At 74.9% G+C, this 18,872-nt stretch carries 15 protein-coding genes and 1 tRNA gene; 6 read left to right on the top strand and 10 right to left on the bottom strand.

Features of this window, described 5'->3' with window-relative positions:
* The first annotated feature begins 31 nt into the window (after nt 1-31).
* The gene (locus ACZ34W_RS12495) at nt 32-2,104 is read left to right on the top strand and encodes a hypothetical protein (protein WP_465603544.1); all 2,073 of its coding nucleotides are present in this window, start codon (nt 32-34) and stop codon (nt 2,102-2,104) included.
* An 89-nt stretch (nt 2,105-2,193) separates the two neighbouring features.
* Here the strand turns inward: ACZ34W_RS12495 and ACZ34W_RS12490 are convergent, their stop codons facing one another.
* From ACZ34W_RS12490 to ACZ34W_RS12480, 3 genes are all read right to left on the bottom strand, one after another.
* Nucleotides 2,194-2,865, bottom strand: a complete 672-nt coding sequence (locus ACZ34W_RS12490) for a GAP family protein (RefSeq protein ID WP_465603542.1) — start codon at nt 2,863-2,865, stop codon at nt 2,194-2,196.
* Between the two features lie 38 nt (nt 2,866-2,903).
* A complete protein-coding gene (locus ACZ34W_RS12485) occupies nt 2,904-4,238 on the bottom strand; it encodes a DUF1254 domain-containing protein (protein WP_352286116.1) in 1,335 nt (444 codons plus the stop codon).
* Between the two features lie 157 nt (nt 4,239-4,395).
* On the bottom strand, nt 4,396-5,757 hold the full coding sequence (locus ACZ34W_RS12480) for a DUF1254 domain-containing protein (protein ID WP_465603540.1): 1,362 nt from the start codon (nt 5,755-5,757) through the stop codon (nt 4,396-4,398).
* 302 nt (nt 5,758-6,059) lie between these two features.
* Here ACZ34W_RS12480 and ACZ34W_RS12475 point away from each other — a divergent pair, with 302 nt between their 5' ends.
* Entirely contained in the window at nt 6,060-7,127 is a 1,068-nt protein-coding gene (locus ACZ34W_RS12475; RefSeq protein WP_465603538.1) for an NAD-dependent epimerase/dehydratase family protein, read from the top strand.
* Between the two features lie 215 nt (nt 7,128-7,342).
* On the opposite strand, the gene ACZ34W_RS12470 is transcribed toward ACZ34W_RS12475, so the two are convergent.
* Together ACZ34W_RS12470 and ACZ34W_RS12465 are read right to left on the bottom strand one after the other, a co-directional pair.
* Nucleotides 7,343-8,392: a family 2 encapsulin nanocompartment cargo protein polyprenyl transferase gene (locus ACZ34W_RS12470; protein ID WP_352286110.1), complete on the bottom strand. Its 1,050-nt coding sequence runs from the start codon at nt 8,390-8,392 to the stop codon at nt 7,343-7,345.
* Nucleotides 8,393-8,479: 87 nt separating this feature from the next.
* Complete coding sequence (locus ACZ34W_RS12465; protein ID WP_329488371.1) at nt 8,480-9,907, bottom strand: family 2B encapsulin nanocompartment shell protein; 1,428 nt, start codon at nt 9,905-9,907, stop codon at nt 8,480-8,482.
* A gap of 381 nt (nt 9,908-10,288) precedes the next feature.
* Here ACZ34W_RS12465 and ACZ34W_RS12460 point away from each other — a divergent pair, with 381 nt between their 5' ends.
* The gene (locus ACZ34W_RS12460) at nt 10,289-11,353 is read left to right on the top strand and encodes an ATP-grasp domain-containing protein (protein ID WP_465603535.1); all 1,065 of its coding nucleotides are present in this window, start codon (nt 10,289-10,291) and stop codon (nt 11,351-11,353) included.
* Between the two features lie 88 nt (nt 11,354-11,441).
* On the opposite strand, the gene ACZ34W_RS12455 is transcribed toward ACZ34W_RS12460, so the two are convergent.
* The 3 genes from ACZ34W_RS12455 to ACZ34W_RS12445 form a co-directional block, all read right to left on the bottom strand.
* Nucleotides 11,442-11,987, bottom strand: a complete 546-nt coding sequence (locus ACZ34W_RS12455; protein WP_329488373.1) for a methylated-DNA--[protein]-cysteine S-methyltransferase — start codon at nt 11,985-11,987, stop codon at nt 11,442-11,444.
* A 137-nt stretch (nt 11,988-12,124) separates the two neighbouring features.
* A complete protein-coding gene (locus tag ACZ34W_RS12450) occupies nt 12,125-12,358 on the bottom strand; it encodes a hypothetical protein (RefSeq protein ID WP_465603533.1) in 234 nt (77 codons plus the stop codon).
* 372 nt (nt 12,359-12,730) lie between these two features.
* A tRNA-Thr gene (locus tag ACZ34W_RS12445) sits at nt 12,731-12,804 on the bottom strand.
* Nucleotides 12,805-13,082: 278 nt separating this feature from the next.
* Between ACZ34W_RS12445 and ACZ34W_RS12440 the strand changes: the two genes are divergently transcribed.
* The 3 genes from ACZ34W_RS12440 to ACZ34W_RS12430 all read left to right on the top strand — a co-directional run bounded on the left by ACZ34W_RS12440 (nt 13,083) and on the right by ACZ34W_RS12430 (nt 15,682).
* Nucleotides 13,083-14,174, top strand: coding sequence for an ABC transporter ATP-binding protein (locus ACZ34W_RS12440; RefSeq protein ID WP_329488376.1), 1,092 nt, complete (start codon nt 13,083-13,085; stop codon nt 14,172-14,174).
* Between the two features lie 184 nt (nt 14,175-14,358).
* Nucleotides 14,359-14,799, top strand: coding sequence for a hypothetical protein (locus ACZ34W_RS12435; RefSeq protein ID WP_329488377.1), 441 nt, complete (start codon nt 14,359-14,361; stop codon nt 14,797-14,799).
* Nucleotides 14,800-14,836: 37 nt separating this feature from the next.
* The gene (locus tag ACZ34W_RS12430; protein WP_465603531.1) at nt 14,837-15,682 is read left to right on the top strand and encodes a nucleotidyltransferase family protein; all 846 of its coding nucleotides are present in this window, start codon (nt 14,837-14,839) and stop codon (nt 15,680-15,682) included.
* A 152-nt stretch (nt 15,683-15,834) separates the two neighbouring features.
* Here ACZ34W_RS12430 and ACZ34W_RS12425 read toward each other — a convergent pair whose 3' ends face one another.
* Nucleotides 15,835-17,466, bottom strand: a complete 1,632-nt coding sequence (locus ACZ34W_RS12425; protein WP_465603529.1) for a DoxX family membrane protein — start codon at nt 17,464-17,466, stop codon at nt 15,835-15,837.
* 380 nt (nt 17,467-17,846) lie between these two features.
* Nucleotides 17,847-18,842, bottom strand: coding sequence for a 23S rRNA (guanosine(2251)-2'-O)-methyltransferase RlmB (rlmB, locus tag ACZ34W_RS12420; protein ID WP_352286100.1), 996 nt, complete (start codon nt 18,840-18,842; stop codon nt 17,847-17,849).
* Between the last annotated feature and the right edge of the window lie 30 nt (nt 18,843-18,872).

Genomic DNA, 18,872 nt, shown 5'->3' with positions numbered 1-18,872 from the left:
CGGGGGCCCGGGTCTCTCTACCGTCGGACGGGTGACAACGCGTATCGAAGGGCCGCGCGACCCCGTGCTCGCGGCGTACGACCGGCAGGTGGACGGCCTGTTCACCTACTGCCTCTCGGTGCTGTGCGAGCACGACGCGGCCGCGGCCGCCCTGCGCGAGGTGCGCGAGCTGGCGCGGCGGCACGGGGCCCGGCTCGCCGAACCGGGGATGGTCCGGGCCTGGCTGTACTCGCTGGCCCGGTACTGCTGCCTGCGGCGCCTGGAGGACGGGGGCGGACTCGGCGGCGGTGGCGCTGCCGGTCCTGGTGCCGCCGCCGGGGCCGCCGCCGTCGCCGGCCTGCTCGACGCGGTGACCGGCGCGGGTACCGGCGGTGCGGGCCCGTCGGACGCCGCCGGGACCTCGGCCGCGGAGGCGGGCCGTCGGCGCCGGGAGCTGGCCTCGCTGGCCTGGCCCGAGGCGGCCGGCACCGACCCCGAGCAGCGCGAGGCGCTTGAACTGTCGGTGCGCCACCGGCTGAGCCCGATCGAGGTGGCGGCCGTCCTGGGCGTCCCCTTCGAGAGCTGCCGCGCACTGCTCGCCTCGGCCGAGGCCGAGGTCGGCCGGACCAGGGCGGCGCTGCTGGTGCTCGGTGTCGGCAGCTGCCCCGAACTGGACCGGCTCGGCGGGGCCGGGGCGGAGAGCTGGCGGGACTGGGTGCTCGGCCCCGCGCTGCGCCGCGAGCTGGTGCAGCACGTGGCGGACTGCCCGACCTGTCGGGGCACCGCGGAGCGGGTGGCCGGCGAGGTGACTCAGGGCGCCGACGGCCTGTCCGGGCTGCCGGTCCTGTCCGCCCCGGCGGCCCCGGCGGCGACCGGGGCAGGGGCCGACGGGGCGGTGTTCCTGCCGCGTGCGGCGGAGGAGGCGGCCCGGCGGAGGTCCTCGGGGCCGGCCCCGGTGGTCGAGCCCGGTCTCCGGTTCGACCAGGGCGGGTTCCCGCGCCACCGGGCGCCGGACAGCGGCCGGGCCCGGGCGGTACGCCGCCGGGTGGTGACCACCGGGGTGCTGGCCGCCGTCCTGGCCGCGCCGGTGGTGGCGCTCTGGGCCGGCCACCGGGGTGGCGGCGGCACCGGGGCGGCGGCCTCCGTCTCCTCGGTCCGGGTCGAGGACGACGCGCGGGCCGCCGGGCACCGGCCGGGCGGGCCGGGGGCGGTGGCCGGGCAGTCCGGGCTGCCCGGCGGGGTGGTGGGGGCCGTGGGCGCGGCCCCGGCGGTGGCGGGGCTGGAACTGGCCGGGGCCAGGGGTGCAGAAACGTTGCTCCCGGGGATCCAGGGCCCCGCGATTCCGGTCCCCGGCCGGGGCGCCACCCCGCTCGGCAGTCCGACACTGGTCGCCGCACCGGCCCCCGCCGTCACCGGCGGCCCGGGCACCGCGCCGGGCGCCGCAGGCCCCGCCGGTGGTCCGGGGGCACCGGCCACCGCGCCGATCGGGCTGCTGACCGTCGAGGCCGGCGAGTACGGCAACCGCACCGTCCTCACCCTGACCAACTCCGGCGCCACCGAGATCCGCTGGCACGCCGAGGTGGGGGCCGCCTGGCTGCGCCTCAGCCGGGACGCCGGAACGCTCGCACCGGGCCAGCGGATCACGGTGATCGTCACCGTCGACGAGGACCTCGCGCCGGACGCGCACTGGACCGCCCGGATCGCCCTGCCGCCCTCGCAGGCGGTGGTCACCCTGGAGGGCGGCCCGCACCACCGGGGCGGCAGCACCTCGGCGCCGGGCGAGCCGACCTCGGCCCCGACCGATCCGGGGCCGACGCCCACCGGCGGTACGCCGACGGGCCCGCCGACCGGTGGTACCCCGACCGGGCCCGGGCCCACGGCGGCGCCGACCGGACCGACGGCGACGGCCGCGCCGAGCGGCACGCCGACGACCGCTCCCCCGGCGACACCGACCGGGGCTCCGACGGGCGCGCCGACAGGGGCGCCCACGGGCGCGCCGACCGGTCCGGGGACGGGGACAGGCACTGGGACGGGGACGGGGACGCCCAGCGGGGCCGCGTCGCCGGGCGGGTCTGCGTCACCGGCGCCGAGGGGCGGCGCGTCGGCGCCCGCTTCGCCGCGCTGAACCGGGAGGGGAGCGGGAGGCACGGGCCGGGGTGGGGACGCTCTGCCCCCGGCCCCGCCACCCGCCCCCCGGCCCCGTGGCTCAGCCGGTCAGCCGGTCAGCCCGGCGATGCCGTCGCCGAGGTACTTCGCCCCGAGGACGACCAGGAGGACGATCATGATGGCCGCGTTGTGCGCGGCCATCCACGCCTTCCACTCACCCAGCACCCGGGTCGACCGGTCGCCGCCGAACCGGGACACCGCCAGCGGCACCACCGTGCAGAGCGAGCCGATCACCACCATCAGCGCGGCCGCGCCCGCCTTGCCGCCGCCGGAGGCCGTACTGGTGGCGATCGAGACCGCGCCGCCCACCGCCAGCACCAGGTTCTTCGGGTTGGCCACCACCAGGGCGGCGCCCAGGCCGGCCGCCCGGACCGGGGTGAAGCGGTCGATCGCCTGCATCCACGTCGGCGGCGCGTGCACATGGCCCTCGCGCGGACGGCCCCGCCACTGCTCGAACCCCAGCAGCAGGAACAGCGCGCCCAGCGCCAGCTTCAGCCACCACGCCCAGGCCGGCGGGGCGGAGCTGGTGCTCAGCCCGGAGCCGGCCGACACCACCACCGCGACCACCGCTCCCAGCGCCGCCACCCAGCCGCCCGTGAAGGCCGGCCCGTTGGTCCGGCCCTGCGGGGTGGCCAGCATCAGGATCACGGCGATCAGCGGCATCGGGCTGAGCGCGATGCCGACGGCCGAGGCCAGCATCTGGCCGACGGCGTCACCCATCCCGACTCCTCCCGGTCACCGGTGTGCGGACAACCCGCTCAGCTCCGCCGGATCGGCGGCACCCGGTAGGTGCCGTCGAGGGCGGCCGGCTTCGGCTGGTAGAGCCGGATGATCGGCCGGAACTCCCCCGCCGGGGTCGGCAGCCAGTTCGCCTCCTCCGCCGGGTCGGTGGGGCGGTCGTGCTGCAGCCGGAGCGTCAGCGAGCCGTCCTCGGCGTAGACCAGGCCGGGCGTCCGGTCGCCGATCGAATAGCGCTCGATCGGGTTCGCGACCAGGTAGTAGTCCGGCAGGCCGTACATGGTGACGGACCAGAAGGCCTCGGCCGGCGGCGGCTGGTCCAGGCGCAGCGTGTACCTGTGGGCGCCGCTCAGCGGCCGCCCGTCGGCGTCGTCGTACGTCATCGCGTAGGTGGCCTCGTACGCGTGGTTGCCCCAGAGTCCGGCGCGGGCGGCGGCGGCGCGGCTGAGGTAGGCGGCGCGGCGGTCCGGGATGCGCCACTCCGGGTCGTCGATGGTGCCGGGGCCGAGGAAGTCGACGTTGAAGTCGAACAGGTGCAGCCCGGAGCGCCACTCGCCGGCCGGGTGGTCCTCCGGCGGCCGGGTGGCGGCCTCGACCCGTTCCCGGCCCGCGGCCAGGCCCTTGAGGAGGGCGAGGGTCCACTCGGGCTCGGCGGCGCGGTACGGCGACGGTCCGGTGTCGAGCAGGCCGAGCGGGGCGAAGCGCTGCTGGTACTCGACGTCCGGCCCGGCGGGCGGGAAGGCCGCCATCCAGATCCGCAGCCGTTCGAAGAAGGCCAGCCGCTCGGGCACCGCGGGGTCCGGCTCGGGCAGCCCGGCGGCCAGGCCGCCCGGCTCCAGCGGTTCGAGCGTCAGCCCTTCCTGGAGGGCCCGGACGCGCGGCAGGTCCTCCGGGCCGGTGCAGGCGAAGCGGCCGACGACGGTGGCCACGGTGGTCGGCGAGACGATCACGCGTTCCCGGTCCGGCGGGGTCCCGTGCCAGCCGGGCGGGACGACCAGCCAGGTCTGCGCGCCGGTGCCGGTGGCCCGCCGGCCGAGGTAGGCGAAGTTGTCGGTCCACGCGCCGACGAACTGCAGGACGTAGTAGGCCCCGTCGGTGTCCGGTACCCGCAGCACCTGCGGCCCCTCGGAGAGGTCGAGCTGGGCGATCGAGTAGACGGTGTCGTTGTTGACGGAGACGAAGGGGTCGTCCGGGCCGGCCAGTCTGGTCGCGTGGCTGAAGTCGTTGAAGGGGGCCGCCGGCAGGGTCCCCAGGCCGCCTGCGGTGAAGCGCTCGACCATGGTGAGGTCGGAGACCAGCGGGTAGCCGTAGACGTAGGCGTCGGCGGCCAGGGCCTCCAGCTCGGGCTGGGTCATCGGTAGTCCTTCCCGGGGTCCGGGTGGCGGGGTCGGGGTGTGTCGGTGGCGGGTCGTGGGTGGGTGGCGGGGTCGGGGTGTGTCGGTGGCGGGTCGTGGGTGGGTGGCGGGTCGTGGGTGGGTGGTGCCGCTCGCGGGGCTGGAGGCGGTGCCGGGCTCAGCGTGGTGTCAGCGGTGGGAGCGCCCAACGGCCTTCGCGGGCCTGCTCGTCCGGTCCGTAGAGCCGGACGACCACCTCGAACGGGCCGTCGGGCGCGGGCAGCCAGTTGGCCGAGTGCTGGGCGTCGGCCGGGCGCTTGTGCTGGAGGTAGAGGGTGAGGCCGCCGTCCGGGTCGCGGGCCAGCCCGGGGGTGCGGTCGCCGATCGAGTAGCGGTCCAGCGGGTTGTCGACCAGTCGGCGCCCGGGGAGCGCGTACATGGTCGCCGACCAGAAGAACCGCGCGGGCGGCAGCGCGTCCGGTCCGAAGCGCAGGACGTAGTCGTGCTCGCCGGTGTTCGGCGGGCTGTTGCCGTCGCTGTCGGCCGTCCAGGCGCCGTACCAGACCTCCTCGACGGGCAGCCCGTACAGGTCCCGCAAGGCGCCGACGGCCCGCCGGAGGTGGTCCGTGCCGAGCCGCTCGCGCGTGCCGGAGAGGCCGGCCGTGTCCCCGGCCCCTTGCCCGGTCCGATCCCCGGTCCGATCCGCGGCCCGTTCGGCGGCCCGGGTGAGTTCGGCCCGGGCGTCGGCGATGCCGCGCCCGATCTCGGCGCGGACCTCGATCGGCAGCGCGGCGGGCTCGAACTCGCCCCGGCCGTCGATGCCCAGATCGGTGAGCCGGCCGCGCAGGTCGGCGTCGGCGGGCAGCACGGGGCAGAAGCCGAGCAGGAAGTCGAGGAAGCCGAAGAACTCGATGGTGCCCAGCACCTCCTCCCGCCAGACCGGCCAGACGGGGTTGGGTGCGGGCGGCGGTGCCGCGGTGCCCGCGTACTCGTGCAGCGGGCGCAGCCGGTACTGCCGCTGGAGGCCCTTCAGCTCCTCGACCGCCTCCGGCGAGGTACCGCCGAGGAGGGTGCGGCCGACGATGCCGATCAGCTCGGTGGCGGTGCGGATGACACCGGCCGTGCCCTCGGGCACCGCGCCCTGCCAGCCGGGGCCCGCAACCAGGTAGTCGCCGGCCTCCCGGCCGGTGGCCCGGGTGCCGATGAACCCGGCGTAGGAGGTGTCGAGTTCGTGCAGTGGGAGGACGTAGTAGCGGTCCTCGGCGGGCACCGAGACGACCCACGGTTCGGCCCGGAGGTCGAGCCAGGCCCAGGAGTACCGGGTGTCGTTGTCGGGCGTGACGACGTCGGTGGTCGCCGGGGTGGGGGGCTGCGCATGGTGCCGGAAGACGCCGAAGCCGCCGATGTGGCGCGGGTCCGCGTCGTCGACGGCCTGCGGGTAGAGCGTCCGGTAGTTCTCCAGGAGCGGGAACCCCCAGATCCATGCCTCGGCGGCGGTCGCGCGGACGGTGGCCGGATCCACGAGTGCCGGGTTGCCCATGCTGTCGCTCTCCCCTGCCTCGGCGCATGCCCCTTATCCGGACATACAGGTTCAAACGGATCCTAGGGGCGGCCCAGTCGATCAGCATGTCGGCGATGCCGGAAGGGGCCCCGCCCGCGCACCCGGGCCCCCGGGGTACGTCCGGAGTGGGTTCGCGATGCTTCCGGAGAACGCCTGGGGTACCTCCGAGGTAGCTCCGGGTGCGTCCGGAGGCCTCCGGAGTGCGCCCGGGGCATCTCCGGGTGCGTCCGCCCGCCGCGAACGGAAGCCTGTGGCGGGTCCGACCGGGAGAGGCTGGCGATATGAAGATCCTCTTGCTCGGCGGTTCGTCCTTCCTCGGACGGGCCTACGCTTCGCAGGCCCTCGACCGGGGCCACGACGTGACCACCTTCAACCGCGGCCGCTCCGGCAGCGACCTGCCCGGCGTCGAGACCGTCCGGGGCGAGCGCGACTCCGCCGACGACCTGGCCCGGCTGGTCGAGGGACGGCGGTGGGACGCCGTCGTCGACACCTCGGCGCAGCAGCCCGCCCAGGCCGCGCTCTCCGCCCGGCTGCTGCGCGCGCACGCGGACCACTACACCTTCGTCTCCTCCGTGCACGCCTTCGCCGACTGGCCGGCCCGGGCGGTGGACGAGACCGCGCCCCTGCACCCCTGCCCCGCCGACACCCCGCCCGACCAGCCCCCCGGCAACCCCCTCAAGGCCGGCTGCGAACGCGCGGTGCTGGAGGGATTCGGGGCCGACCGCACGCTGATCCTCAACAGCGGCCTGCTGATCGGCCCTCACGAGAACGGCGGCCGCCTGCCGTGGTGGCTGGAGCGGATGGCCCGCGGCGGCCGGGTACTGGCTCCGGGTGACCCGACCCGGGCGATGCAGGTCATCGACGTCCGAGACTTCGCGGTGTTCGGCGTGACCGCGCTGGAGGCCGGTCGTACCGGGCGCTACCTCACCACCGCCCCGGCCGGGAACGTCACCTTCGGGGAGTTCCTGACGACCTGCGTCGAGGTGGTCGGCGAGACCGTCGACGGAGACGGCGCCGCCCACCCGCCGGCGGAGCTCGTCTGGGTCGAGGACGGCCCGCTGCTCGCCGAAGGTCCGGACAGCGTCCAGCCCTGGAGCGAACTCCCGCTCTGGGCACCCGACGTGCCGGAGCTGGCGGGCGTCTGGCTCGCCGACACCGCCCGGGCGCAGGCGGCCGGCCTGCAGTGTCGGCCGTTCGCCGACACCGCCCGGGACACCTGGGCCTGGCTCCGCGCGCGCGGCCCGGCCGAGGACACCGACGCCGACGGGCTCAAGGGCCGCAAGGGTGCCGCTCAGAAGGCCGGCATGGTCCCCGCCAAGGAGCAGCGCCTGCTCGCCGCCCTCGCGTAGCGCGATGCGGGCCGTGTCCTGCGCACCGACGCTGTCTGGCTCGCCGCCCTACCGAGGCGGCGAGCCAGGCGGGTCCGTCGGGCCCGGGCGGGCCAGGAGACCGGGGCTGTGGTCACCGGACCGACGCGATCAGTGCGCACGCCCGGGCGGCAGGAACCGGCACGCGCGCCGGGCGGCGCGGACCGGACCGTGCGCCGCGGCCGACGGACCCCCGGTCAGTGCGTCCGCCGGGTGACCAACTCGGCGAGCGCCAGCAGTTCGTCGGCCGCGGACGGCTCGGGCACCGCCGTCGCCAACTGGCCGAGCGCGGCGGCCATCCGCTCGCACGACTCCCCCTGCGCCCAGCCCCGGCCGCCCGCACCCTCCACCGCGGCCGCGCAACGGCTCAACTCCTCCGGGCTGAGCGGACGCGCGAGCGCGTACAGCTCGGCCAGCGCCCGCCCGTCGGGTGTGTCGGAGCCGAGCGCCGCCACCACCGGCAGGGACTTCTTGCGTGCCACCAAGTCCGCCCCGACCGGCTTGCCGGTGACGGCGGGATCCCCCCAGATCCCGATCAGATCGTCGATGAGCTGGAACGCCAGGCCGATCTCCCGGCCGAAGCCGTCCATCGCCTGCGCCGCCTCCTCCGAGGCGCCCGCGTACTGCGCGCCCATCGCGCAGGCGGCCCCGAGCAGCGCACCCGTCTTCGCCTCCGCCATCGCCAGGCACTCGGCGAGCGAAACGTCACTGCGCTGCTCGAAGGCGCAGTCGATCTGCTGGCCCTCGCAGAGTTCGACCACGCAGTCGGTGAGCCGGCGGATCGCGCCCTGCGCGGCCGGGTGGGTGTCCTCCGCGAGGAGGCGCAGCGCCAGCGAGTGCATGGCGTCGCCCGCCAGGATGGCCTCGGTCGTGCCGAACACCCGCCAGGCGGTGGGGCGGTGGCGCCTGGTCTCGTCACGGTCGATGACGTCGTCGTGGAGCAGGGTGAAGTTGTGGACGAGCTCGACGGCCGCCGCCGCCGCGGTCGCGGTCACCGTGGTGCCGCCGAGCGCCTGGGTGGCGGCCAGGACCATGGCCGGCCTGATCGCCTTGCCGGAGGGTGCGGCGGCCGGTGAGCCGTCGGCCTCCCACCAGCCGAAGTGGTAGCCGGCCACCTTGCGCATCGAGCCGGGCAGCGAGTCGACCGCGGCGCGCAGGACCGGATCGACCAGACCACGGGTGCGGGCGAGCACGTCCTCCGCCTCGTGGCCCTCCCGGTGCTCCCGCTCCAACGTGAAACTTCCCATGGGTTCCTCCCCCTGATGGTGGGCGCCGTCCGGCCGGCCGCGGGACCCCCGCGACCGGCCGGTCGGCGCGATGCCGATCGACCCCGGTCAGTCGTGGTGGTGCGCGACGTCGACGTTCTCCAGCACGCCCACCGCGTCGGGCACCAGAATGGCGGCGGAGTAGTAGGCGCTGACGAGATAGGAAATGACGGCCTTCTCGCTGATCCCCATGAACCGCACCGAGAGGCTCGGCTGGTATTCATCGGGAATTCCGGTCTGGTGCAGCCCGATGACACCCTGATTGTCCTCGCCGGTGCGCAGCGCGAGGATCGAGCTGGTGTGACCACCGACGACCGGGATCTTGTTGCACGGGAAGACCGGCACCCCCCGCCAGGCGAACACCGGCTTGCCCTGGACCTCGACGGTGTCCGGGTAGAGGCCGCGGCGGTTGCACTCCCGGCCGATGGCGGCGATCGCCTTGGGGTGGGCGAGGAACATCTTGGTGCCGCGGCGCCGGCTCAGCAGCTCGTCCATGTCGTCCGGGGTGGGCGGGCCGGAGTGGGTCTGGATCCGCTGCTCGTACGCGGCGTTCCGCAGGAGCCCGAACTCCGGGTTGTTGATCAGCTCGGCCTCCTGGCGCTCGCGCAGCGCCTCGATGGTCAGCCGGAGCTGGTGCTCGGTCTGGTTCATCGGCTGGTTGTAGAGGTCGGCGACCCGGCTGTGCACCTTCAGCACCGTCTGGGCGACGCTCAGCTCGTACTCGCGCGGCTTCAGCTCGTAGTCCACGAAGGCGCCGGGCAGCTCGTACTCGCCGTGGTGCCCGGCGGAGAGCTCGATCGCCGCCTCGCCGTGCTTGTTCTGCGCCTGCTGGAAGCCCGCCAGGTAGTCCATGATCTGCAGCTGCAGTGCCTCGGAACGCTCCGCGAGCTCCTGGAACGACGGCCAGGAGAGCGCCAGCAGCGTGCCCGCGGTGGCGGCCTTCACCGCGTACGGCCAGCTGCCGTCCTCGCGCTGGAGCACCTCGTCGCCCAGGTGGTCGCCGTCGGCGAGGGAGCCGAGCACCACCTCTTCGCCGTACTTGCCCGTTCCCCACCGGTCGAGCTTGCCGTGCGCGATGATGAGGACCTCGTCGATCGGCGTCCCCGCCGTGACCAGGACCTCACCGGCGGAGAAATCGCGTTGGACGAAGCGACCGGCCAGCGCCTCCAGCACCGCGTCGTCCTCGAACCCGCGCAGCACCGGCACCTCGCGCAGGGTGGGTGGGACGATCCTCACCTCGGAGCCCGTCTGGACGACACTCACCCGGCCGCGGCCGACCGCGTACCGCAGGCGCCGGTTGACCCGGTAGGTACCGCCGGAGACCTGGACCCACGGCAGCATCCTGAGCAGCCAGCGCGGGCTGATGCCCTGCATCTGCGGCGCGGACTTGGTGGTCGTCGCGAGGTTCCTCGCGCCGGCCGTACCGAGGCTCTGCTGCGAACCGGATTGCGGCGTACCGCCCGGCGCAGGAATACCGACGTTGGTTTCGGTCGACATAGGGAGCCTTTCGCATACCCGATGAAGTGTCGCCTTGCAAGAATCATGATGGGCCCATTCGAAGGCTTCCACAATCACTCTTTCGAGTGGTCGGGATAACCGAACAAATAGGACCACTAGATCACCTGATCTATTTCAGTTCGATCCCTATTCGAACGCGGTCGAACCCCTCCTTCCGGACCCCGGCCGCACCCCGACGCCACCCGCGGCCGACCCCTGGCCGACCCCCGGCCGGACCCCGCCCCGGGCACCGGCCCACCCGCCGTCCACCCCGGCGAGCCGGGCCGCTAAGGTGCGCCTCAAGGGCCACGGGGCCAGTGACGAACGAGTGGCCGCACCGGATGCCCTCCCCCTCGTTCACCCCTGCCCTGGGAGGCGTTCATGAGTGCCCCCGTACGTGTCTGGCTCAACCGCACCTACGCCGAGAACGTCTTCTTCATCGAACAGTTGCGCGCCGCGCCGCGCCCCGTCCGGATCCACGCGACCCACGTCGACGCCGACTCCCCGGTGCTCGCCGCCGCCGACCACGCCACCCTGGAACCGGGCGACCTCCCCCCGGACGCCTACGTCGCCTACGCGCTCGACTACTGCGCCCGCCACGCGATCGACGTCTTCCTGCCCCGGCTCAACCAGCTCGCGATCTCGCTGCACCACCAGGAGTTCGAGGCGATCGGCACCGCCCTCGTCTGCCCGCCCGCCACCGCCATCGCGGCCTTCGACAGCAAGGCCGACGGCTACGCGGCGATCGCCGCCGCCGGGCTGCCCACGCCGCCGTGGTGGCTGGTCCGGAGCGCCGACGACCTGCTCGCCGCCGTCGACCGGATCGAGTCCGCCGGGCTCACCGCCTGCCTCAAGCCCGCTTCCGGCGCCGGCGGCGAGGGCTTCCGGATGCTCACCCGCGAGCCCTTCGGCCTGCACCGGCTGGCCGGCTGGGACAGCCGGGTCCAGGTCGACCAGGTGGCCGCCGCGCTGGCGGCCGCCGACGAGCCGGCCGACCTGCTGGTGATGCCCTACCTGGAGGGTCCCGAGATATCGGTCGACTGCCTCGGCGACCGCGACGGCACCCTGCTCGCCGCGGTCGGCCGCAGCAAGCTCCGGCGCCGCCGGAGCTTCACCACCGCGCCGCGGTACCTGGAGCCCACCCGCCGGCTGATCGAGTCCGTCGGGATGTCCTTCCTGTCCAACGTGCAGTTCCGCCACCTGGCCGGGGAGCCGGTGGTCATCGACGTCAACACCCGCCCCTCCGGAGGTCTGCACCAGCTGCGCCTGTGCGGCCTCAACCTGCCGTGGAACGCGGTGCAGTTGGCGCTCGGCGAGCGGCCGGACACCGTGCCCACCGGGGATCCGGCCGGGATCGACTACACCCTGGTCTCCGGGATCCAGCCGGTCCTGCCGCGCCAGGGTTCGTTCGACCGCGGTCCGGCCGCGGTCGAACTCGTGCACTGACACCCGTACCGACACCCGCGAACCGCCGCCGGCGCCACCCCGCCGGCGGCCAACGCCCCGGTCGCCGCCCGTGCTCCGCCCGGCCCCGCTACAGCGGGCCGTCCCAGTCCAGCGTCGGCTCCAGCACGCCCTCCAGGGTGAGCAGCCAGCGCTTGACGTCGATCCCGACCCGGCCGCCGCCGAATCCGCCGATGCCGTCCGCCGCCACCACGCGGTGGCACGGCACCAGCAGCGCGACCGGATTGGCCGCCATCATCTGCCCGACCGTCCTGGCCGCCAGTCCCGGCTCCGTGACACCCTCGAACACCCCGCTGCGGGCCGCCAGTTCGCCGTAGGTGATGGTCCGCCCGAACGGCACCTCGTGCCAGAGCGTCCGCAGCACCGCGCGATGCGGTCCGGTGCTCAGGCTCCAGTCGATGGGCAGCCCCAACTCCCGCCGCCCGCCCGCCAGGTACTCGGCTATCCGCCCGGTGACCGCGTCGATCTTCGACCGGTCGGTGCACGGCGGCCGCTCGCCCGGCTGCCCCAGGTAGCCCGCGGCGGCCACTCCCAGCGGCGTCACCGCGATGTGCATCGGACCGCTCGGCAGCGGCGTCTCCACCGTCATCCAGGACATCGCCGTGGGCTGTGACACGGACTGCGGCACGCTCGGGCCCCCGCCCTCCTCCGTCGGGCCGGCCACCGGCGACGCCGGTACCCGCGGGGCGCGCGAGGACCACCCGCCCCGCTCGCCATCGTACGGCGGGTCCGCCCGGCCCGGCCGGACCGTCCCTAGAGCCGCCCCTTCAGCTCGGCGGTGATGCCGCGCGACCACCGGGACAGCTCGGTCCGGTCGGCCGCCCGGCCCTCGCACAGGGCGTCGAGCTGCGCTTCGTTGATCCGGTTCGGCCCCGGGATCTCCAGCAGGTACGCGAGCTCCTCCAGCACCGTGGCGAGGCGCTTGGCATCCGCGTGATCGAGGGCGACCGCCGCCTCGTGGTGGCTGATGGTGAGAGAACCGGGCATGGCCAACCTCCTCCGTTCGCCCCCGCCCCTCCACCGTACGACCGCTCCGGCGCCCGTGCCCGCCGCACGACCGCGGGTGCCCCTCCGGGCCCGGCCGGCCACGCTCCGCGACGCACCCGTCCACCTCGCGCGAGGGGCTCGGGAGCCCCTCCTCGCCCGCGACCCGCGACCGCCCCATGGCCGACCGGCGGCGTTCACGGCCATTGCGCCACAGACGCGCTGACCAGGCGTCAGGCGACCCGGCCGGGGACGGCGGGGGTATGTGGAGGAGCTGGGCGCCTGACGGCCGGGGCGGCCGCACCTCCCGCCCCACGACGACGAAGGGCCGGCCCGCCCGGGATCACCCCGGCCCGACCGGCCCTTCGAGCACCGAGCCCCCTGTCGGGTTCGAACCGACGACCCCCGCTTTACAAGAGCGGTGCTCTGGCCAGCTGAGCTAAGGAGGCATGGTGACCGTCCGCGACGAGGTCACGGCGGCACCGGGGGCAGTCTACCGGGCGGCCGTGGGGCGGTGGTGGCATATCCGGGGGATCGCGGGTGGGGCGGGCGTGATGGAACCGATGCCGAATTCCAGGGGTCCGGGGGCTGACAAGCGGCGTAGGCGCAGGTAGCGTCGCCCGGAGTTGACCCGCGCCGTGGTTCGGACCAGGAGCGGGCCCGCGCACGACATCCACCTTTACTCGGATCGTCCGGCACGTTCCTGCCGGTGAAGGAGAGCACAGCCATGGCTTCTGTGACGTACGACAAGGCGACCCGTGTCTACCCCGGGTCCGACAAGCCCTCCGTGGACGCGCTGGACCTGGAGATCGCGGACGGTGAGTTCCTCGTCCTGGTCGGCCCCTCCGGCTGTGGCAAGTCCACCAGCCTCCGGATGCTGGCCGGCCTGGAGGACGTGAACGCCGGCGCGATCCGCATCGGTGACCGCGACGTCACGCACCTGCCGCCGAAGGACCGGGACATCGCCATGGTGTTCCAGAACTACGCGCTCTACCCGCACATGACCGTCGCGGAGAACATGGGCTTCGCGCTCAAGATCGCGGGCGTCAACAAGACCGAGATCCGCACCAAGGTCGAAGAGGCCGCGAAGATCCTCGACCTCACCGAGTACCTGGACCGCAAGCCGAAGGCGCTCTCCGGCGGTCAGCGCCAGCGTGTCGCGATGGGCCGCGCGATCGTCCGCGAGCCGCAGGTCTTCCTGATGGACGAGCCGCTGTCGAACCTCGACGCCAAGCTCCGCGTCTCCACCCGCACCCAGATCGCGGGCCTGCAGCGCCGCCTGGGCATCACCACCGTGTACGTCACCCACGACCAGACCGAGGCGCTCACCATGGGCGACCGCGTCGCGGTGCTCAAGGGCGGCGTGCTGCAGCAGGTCGACACCCCGCGCAACATGTACGACCGGCCCGCCAACCTCTTCGTGGCCGGCTTCATCGGCTCGCCCGCGATGAACCTGATCGACGTGCCGCTGGTGGACGGCGGGGTGAAGTTCGGCGGCTCGATCGTCAACATCTCCCGCGAGGACCTCTCCGGCGCCGGCACCGACAAGTCGGTGACCGTCGGCGTCCGCCCGGAGCACTTCGAGATCGTCCCGGCCGGCGGCATCGAGGGCGTCGCCGTGACCGTCAACGTGGTCGAGGAGCTCGGCTCGGACGGCTTCGTCTACGGCACCACCAAGCTCGGCGGCGAGGACAAGGACCTGGTCGTGCGCGTGCACGGCCGCCAGATCCCGCAGCGCGGCGAGACCATCCACGTCGTGCCGATCGCCAACGAGACCCACGTGTTCTCCACCAGCAGCGGTGCCCGCCTGAGCAACTGACGCTCGCGGCGGCGAACGACCCGGGCGGAGCCCCGCCGGACCGCGTGGTCCGGCGGGGCTCCGCCGTCGTTCGGCCGTCCGCACCACCCGCGTCAACACGGTGAAGGGACGAACCCGGACACCACGTCACTCGATGGTGTAACGGAGGGCGATCCGGGCCCCACCCAGCGCTACTCTCCTGAGCGTGAAGCAGCTAGTTCGCCGAATCGGCCAGACCATCGCCCTGACCCTGCCCGTGGTCCTGGTGACCACCGGCACCCTCGCCGTGACCAGGGTGCCGTGGGCTCCGCCGACCGGGCTGGACCAGCAGGTCGTGGCAGCCTCCAGCGAGGACGGCGCCGGCATCGGCCGGGTGCCCGCGGCCAAGGCCCCGGAGGGCCTGGCTCCGCAGGACGCCCTGCGCGTGGCCCTGCTGGAGGAGTTGCGCGCGCACAACCCGGGCAGCGCGCTGGACCTGCTGGAGCGCTCGATGCGCGAGCAGCCGGCCCTGACGCCGTACTGCACCTCGCTCGCCGGTGAGCTCGGCAAGGCGGCCGTGCGCAAGTACCAGGGGGACGTCCAGCGCGCCCGGTCCTTCGCCCGGCCGGTCTGTGACGGCTCGTTCGCCTCCGGGGTCGCCGCCTAGGGGTGCCACGCCCCGGCGGCCGCCCTATTGTGCAGGCATGACCGCTGACTCCGGCTCCGCCGCCGACCTCACGTCCGCCCAGGCACCGCAGGCACCGCAGGCACCACAGGCTCCGCAGACGGCTCAGGCACCACAGCCGTCGGCGGCCCCGCCCGGCACGACGGCCGTCACCCAGGCCGTCATCCTGGCCGGCGGCCAGGGCTCCCGGCTGCGGCCCTACACGGACGACCGGCCGAAGCCGCTGGTCGAGATCCCCGGCACGGGGACGCCGATCCTCGGGCACCAGCTCTCCTGGCTCGCCTCCGAGGGCGTCACCGACGTGGTCATCTCGTGCGGTCACCTGGCCGGCGTGCTGGAGGAGTGGCTCGACCGGACCGACCTGCCGCTGAAGGTCCGCACCGTCGTCGAGGCCGAACCGCTGGGCCGCGGCGGCGGTCTGAAGTACGCCGCCAAGGCGCTGCCCCGGCCGGACGAGCCCTGGTACGCCACCAACGGCGACATCTGGACCCGCTTCAGCCTGCGCGACATGGCCGCCTTCCACCACGAGCGGGACGCCGTAGCGACGCTCGCCCTGGCCCGTCCGCGCATCCCGTGGGGCGCGGTGGAGACGGACCAGTTCGGCAACGTGCTGGACTTCATCGAGGCGCCGCCCTCGCCCTTCCTGATCAACGCCGGCCTGTACGTCTTCAGCCCGGAGTTCGCCGAGCTGCTGCCGGACGTCGGGGACCACGAGCGGACCACGTTCCCCCAACTCGCGCGCGGCAAGCGCCTGGCGGGGTACCAGCTGCCGCAGGGCGTCTACTGGCGCGCCATCGACACCGCGAAGGACCTCACCGAGGCGGCCAAGGAACTCGCCGCCGGAGCCGGCCACACGCCCCGGTAACCCACCCCGGCGGCGGCCCCACGGCCCCCGGCCCCGGGACCACGAACAGGTGGCCGGGTGCTCCCCCACGGAGCACCCGGCCACCTGTCGTTCCCGAGGGCCCGAGGACCCGAGGGCCCGAGGACCCTAGGACCCTAGGGCCCGACGGCCCGTCAGGTCGCCGTCGGCGAGCCCGGCCGGGAGTTCCGGGCCCCGCCGCCGGACAGCTCGGCCAGCGGCCCGCTGCCCAGCACGCCGCCGAGCAGCCCCGAGCCGGAGCTGCTGCTCGGGCTCGGCTTGGGCGCCGCCCCCGAGCCGTTGCCCGGCGCCGGGGTGCTGCGCGACGCGGGCGCCGAGGCGGCCGGGGCCGCGGTCTGCGGCGCCGCCGGGGCCGAACTCGGACCGCTCTCCGGCTTGGTGGACCGCGCCTTGCCGCTCGGCGTGGGCGTCCCGGCCTTCGGCGAGGCCGCGCCCTGGGCCGGCGCCGAGGACGACGGCGCGGACGAGCCGGCCGCCGGCGAGGCCGGCCGCGCGGGCGCGGGCGAGGTGGACGGCCCCTGCCCACCGGGGGTGGCGGAGGGCCCGCCACTCGGCCAGACCGGCGTGCCGTAGTCCGTCGCCGGCCGGGACGGCCCCGGGTGCGGACGGCCGCCGGTGCGGACCGCCGCGCCCAGCATCGACCCGAGCAGCAGGGTCAGGCCGACCACGACCGCGGTGACCACCGCACCGCGCCGCAGCACCCGCCGGCGCAGTGCCGCCGGCGCGCCCGAGCCGTGGCGCCGCCACGCCTCCAGGTTGAGCCGCCCGTCCAACGAGGCGAACGGCGCTCCGGCGATCAGCAGCGGGCTCCAGGCCGCCAGGAAGATCAGGTCGGGCGTGTCGTAGACCGGCACGGCCCGCCAGCTGACGGTGAACAGCAGGGCGGCGGAGAGCAGCATCGCCGCTCCGGCCGCGAGCCGCTGCCAGAGGCCCAGGATGGTCAGCACGCCCACCACGATCTCGGTGAACGAGACCACCAGCCCCGAGCCCACCGGGTGCGCCATCGCGAACGACAGCAGCGGTTCGGCGACCTTCCAGGGGTGCAGCGAGGAGAGCCAGCGCATCATCGAGCCGCGCTCGCCGCCGTCGAAGTACACCGGGTCGCAGAGCTTGCTGAACCCGGCGTAGACCGAGAGCGAGCCCAGCACCGCGCGCAACGGCAGCAGCACCAGGCCGAGGTCCACCCGGCGGCCGGGGTACCACGGCGGCTTGCCCTCACCGGCGGTGGCGGAGACCTCGGGCAGCTCGCCGCTGGGCGTCCAGCCCTGGGGCGCGCCGACCGGGCCGACGCCCGCCTCGGTGGCGGTACCGGCGCCCTCGCGCGGCTGGCGCGGGACCGTCCGGGCACCCGCGTACGACGGGATCACCCGGGTGTCGTCGTCGGCCGTGGAGCCGCCCGGGGCGCGCCCGCCGACCCCGGCCGGCGCGGGCACGCCGGTCAGCCGGACGGCCTCCAGCAGCCGGGTGGCCGCCTGGTCCCCGGGGGGCGCCTGGCCGCTCCAGGTGACGGCGGTGACCCGCCCCTTGCGCCGCGGCGCGCCGGCACCGCCGGCCCCGGCGAGCGCCGGTACGGCCGAGGCGGGCACGACCACCTGCGGGGTGACCAGCGGACGGCGGATCAGGCCCTGGCCGGCGTACGGGTCGCCGAACGCGGCCCCGGTGGAGAGCGCTCCGGCCGGGGCGTCGATCAGCGGCGCCACCGGGGTGCCGAGCCGCAGCCGGAAGCTGGCCTGGGTGACGCTGAGGCGCGCGGGGTCGGACGGCACCTTGACGGTATTGAGGCCGGGGCCCGCGTCTATCCCGGTGCTGCCGTTGCCCAGGAGGGGGCGCCGAGGTGTTCTGGTGTCCACACCCGTCTAACCGGGTGACACCCGGTTAGGACACTCTCCCGAGTGGATGTCCGGCGCCCACTTGAAGTGATCATGAGAAAAGCGATCGGGCCCGGTCGGGCCCGATCGCTTTCACCCGAATTGCGGGCGGACTGCGGAGAATCCGGAAGATCTCCTGCGCCGCCCGACCCCGCTGTGCTGCGGCGAAACGGCTCACCCGGGCGCGGAAACGGCCCGGCCGGATTGCCGTACCGCCCGCCGGCCCGGTCGGGCCCGCCGCGGTACGACGGCCCGGCCGGGCCGCGCGTCGGGAGGGGTCAGCCGACCTTGCTGCGCAGGCGCGCGGCCTCGTACAGCACGATGCCCGCGGCGACGCCGGCGTTCAGCGACTCGGTGGCACCCGGCATCGGGATCCGCACGCGGATGTCACAGGTCTCCGAGACCAGCCGGGACAGGCCCTTGCCCTCGCTGCCCGCGACGATCACGACCGGACCGGCCAGCGCCTCCAGGTCACCGATCTCGGCCTCGCCGTCGGCGGCCAGGCCGACCACCATCACGCCGGCCTTCTGGTAGGCCTCCAGCGTCCGGGTCAGGTTGGTGGCCCGGGCGACGGGCAGCCGCGCCGCGGCACCGGAGGAGGTCTTCCAGGCACCGGCGGTCATGCCCGCCGCCCGGCGCTCGGGGATGACCACGCCGTGCGCGCCGAAGGCGGCGGCGGAGCGGACCACGGCGCCGAGGTTGCGCGAGTCGGTGACCCCGTCGAGCGCCATGATCAGCGCGTCCTCGCCGTTGTCCGCGGCCTGCGCCAGCAGGTCCTCGGGGTGCGCGTACTCGTACGGCGGGACCTGCAGCACCAGGCCCTGGTGGTTCATGTTGCCGGTCATCTGGTCCAGCTGCGGGCGCGGGGCCTCCATCAGCGGGATGCCCCGGTCGTTGGCGGCCTGGAAGGCGTCGCGCACCCGGTCGTCGGTGTCGATGAACTGCAGGACGTAGAGCGCGGTGGCCGGCACCCCGCCCTGCAGGGCCTCGACCACCGAGTTGCGGCCGAAGACCAGCTCCGCCGCGCCGGCACCGCCACGGCCGCCCTTGCCGCCACCGCCGGCCCGGCGCATGCCGGCCCGGGCCTTGGCGTCCCGCTCGCGCTTGACCGCGGCGTTGGCCGCGCGCTGCTTCGGGTGCCCCTTGCGCTCCGCGCCGGGGGGCGTCGGGCCCTTGCCCTGGAGCGCCTTCCGGCTGTGGCCGCCGGTACCGACACTCGCGCCCTTCTTCGACCCGGGGTTGCGGCGGTTCCTGCGTGCACTGTTGCCGGCCATGGCTGTACTTCCTGTCTGTCCGGCATGCCC

The organism is Kitasatospora sp. NPDC022856, assembly GCF_055561235.1.
The sequence above is the reverse complement of the archived record's forward strand: the minus strand, read 5'-3'. Positions and strand labels throughout refer to the sequence as shown.

Coding starts and splice junctions, on each gene's coding strand:
- rlmB (WP_352286100.1), bottom strand. CDS start 18,842: ATGGCCGGCAACAGTGCACGCAGGAACCGCCGCAACCCCGGGTCGAAG.
- ACZ34W_RS12450 (WP_465603533.1), bottom strand. CDS start 12,358: ATGCCCGGTTCTCTCACCATCAGCCACCACGAGGCGGCGGTCGCCCTC.
- ACZ34W_RS12470 (WP_352286110.1), bottom strand. CDS start 8,392: ATGGGAAGTTTCACGTTGGAGCGGGAGCACCGGGAGGGCCACGAGGCG.
- ACZ34W_RS12485 (WP_352286116.1), bottom strand. CDS start 4,238: ATGACCCAGCCCGAGCTGGAGGCCCTGGCCGCCGACGCCTACGTCTAC.
- ACZ34W_RS12430 (WP_465603531.1), top strand. CDS start 14,837: ATGACCGCTGACTCCGGCTCCGCCGCCGACCTCACGTCCGCCCAGGCA.
- ACZ34W_RS12490 (WP_465603542.1), bottom strand. CDS start 2,865: ATGGGTGACGCCGTCGGCCAGATGCTGGCCTCGGCCGTCGGCATCGCG.
- ACZ34W_RS12475 (WP_465603538.1), top strand. CDS start 6,060: ATGAAGATCCTCTTGCTCGGCGGTTCGTCCTTCCTCGGACGGGCCTAC.
- ACZ34W_RS12460 (WP_465603535.1), top strand. CDS start 10,289: ATGAGTGCCCCCGTACGTGTCTGGCTCAACCGCACCTACGCCGAGAAC.
- ACZ34W_RS12440 (WP_329488376.1), top strand. CDS start 13,083: ATGGCTTCTGTGACGTACGACAAGGCGACCCGTGTCTACCCCGGGTCC.
- ACZ34W_RS12480 (WP_465603540.1), bottom strand. CDS start 5,757: ATGGGCAACCCGGCACTCGTGGATCCGGCCACCGTCCGCGCGACCGCC.
- ACZ34W_RS12465 (WP_329488371.1), bottom strand. CDS start 9,907: ATGTCGACCGAAACCAACGTCGGTATTCCTGCGCCGGGCGGTACGCCG.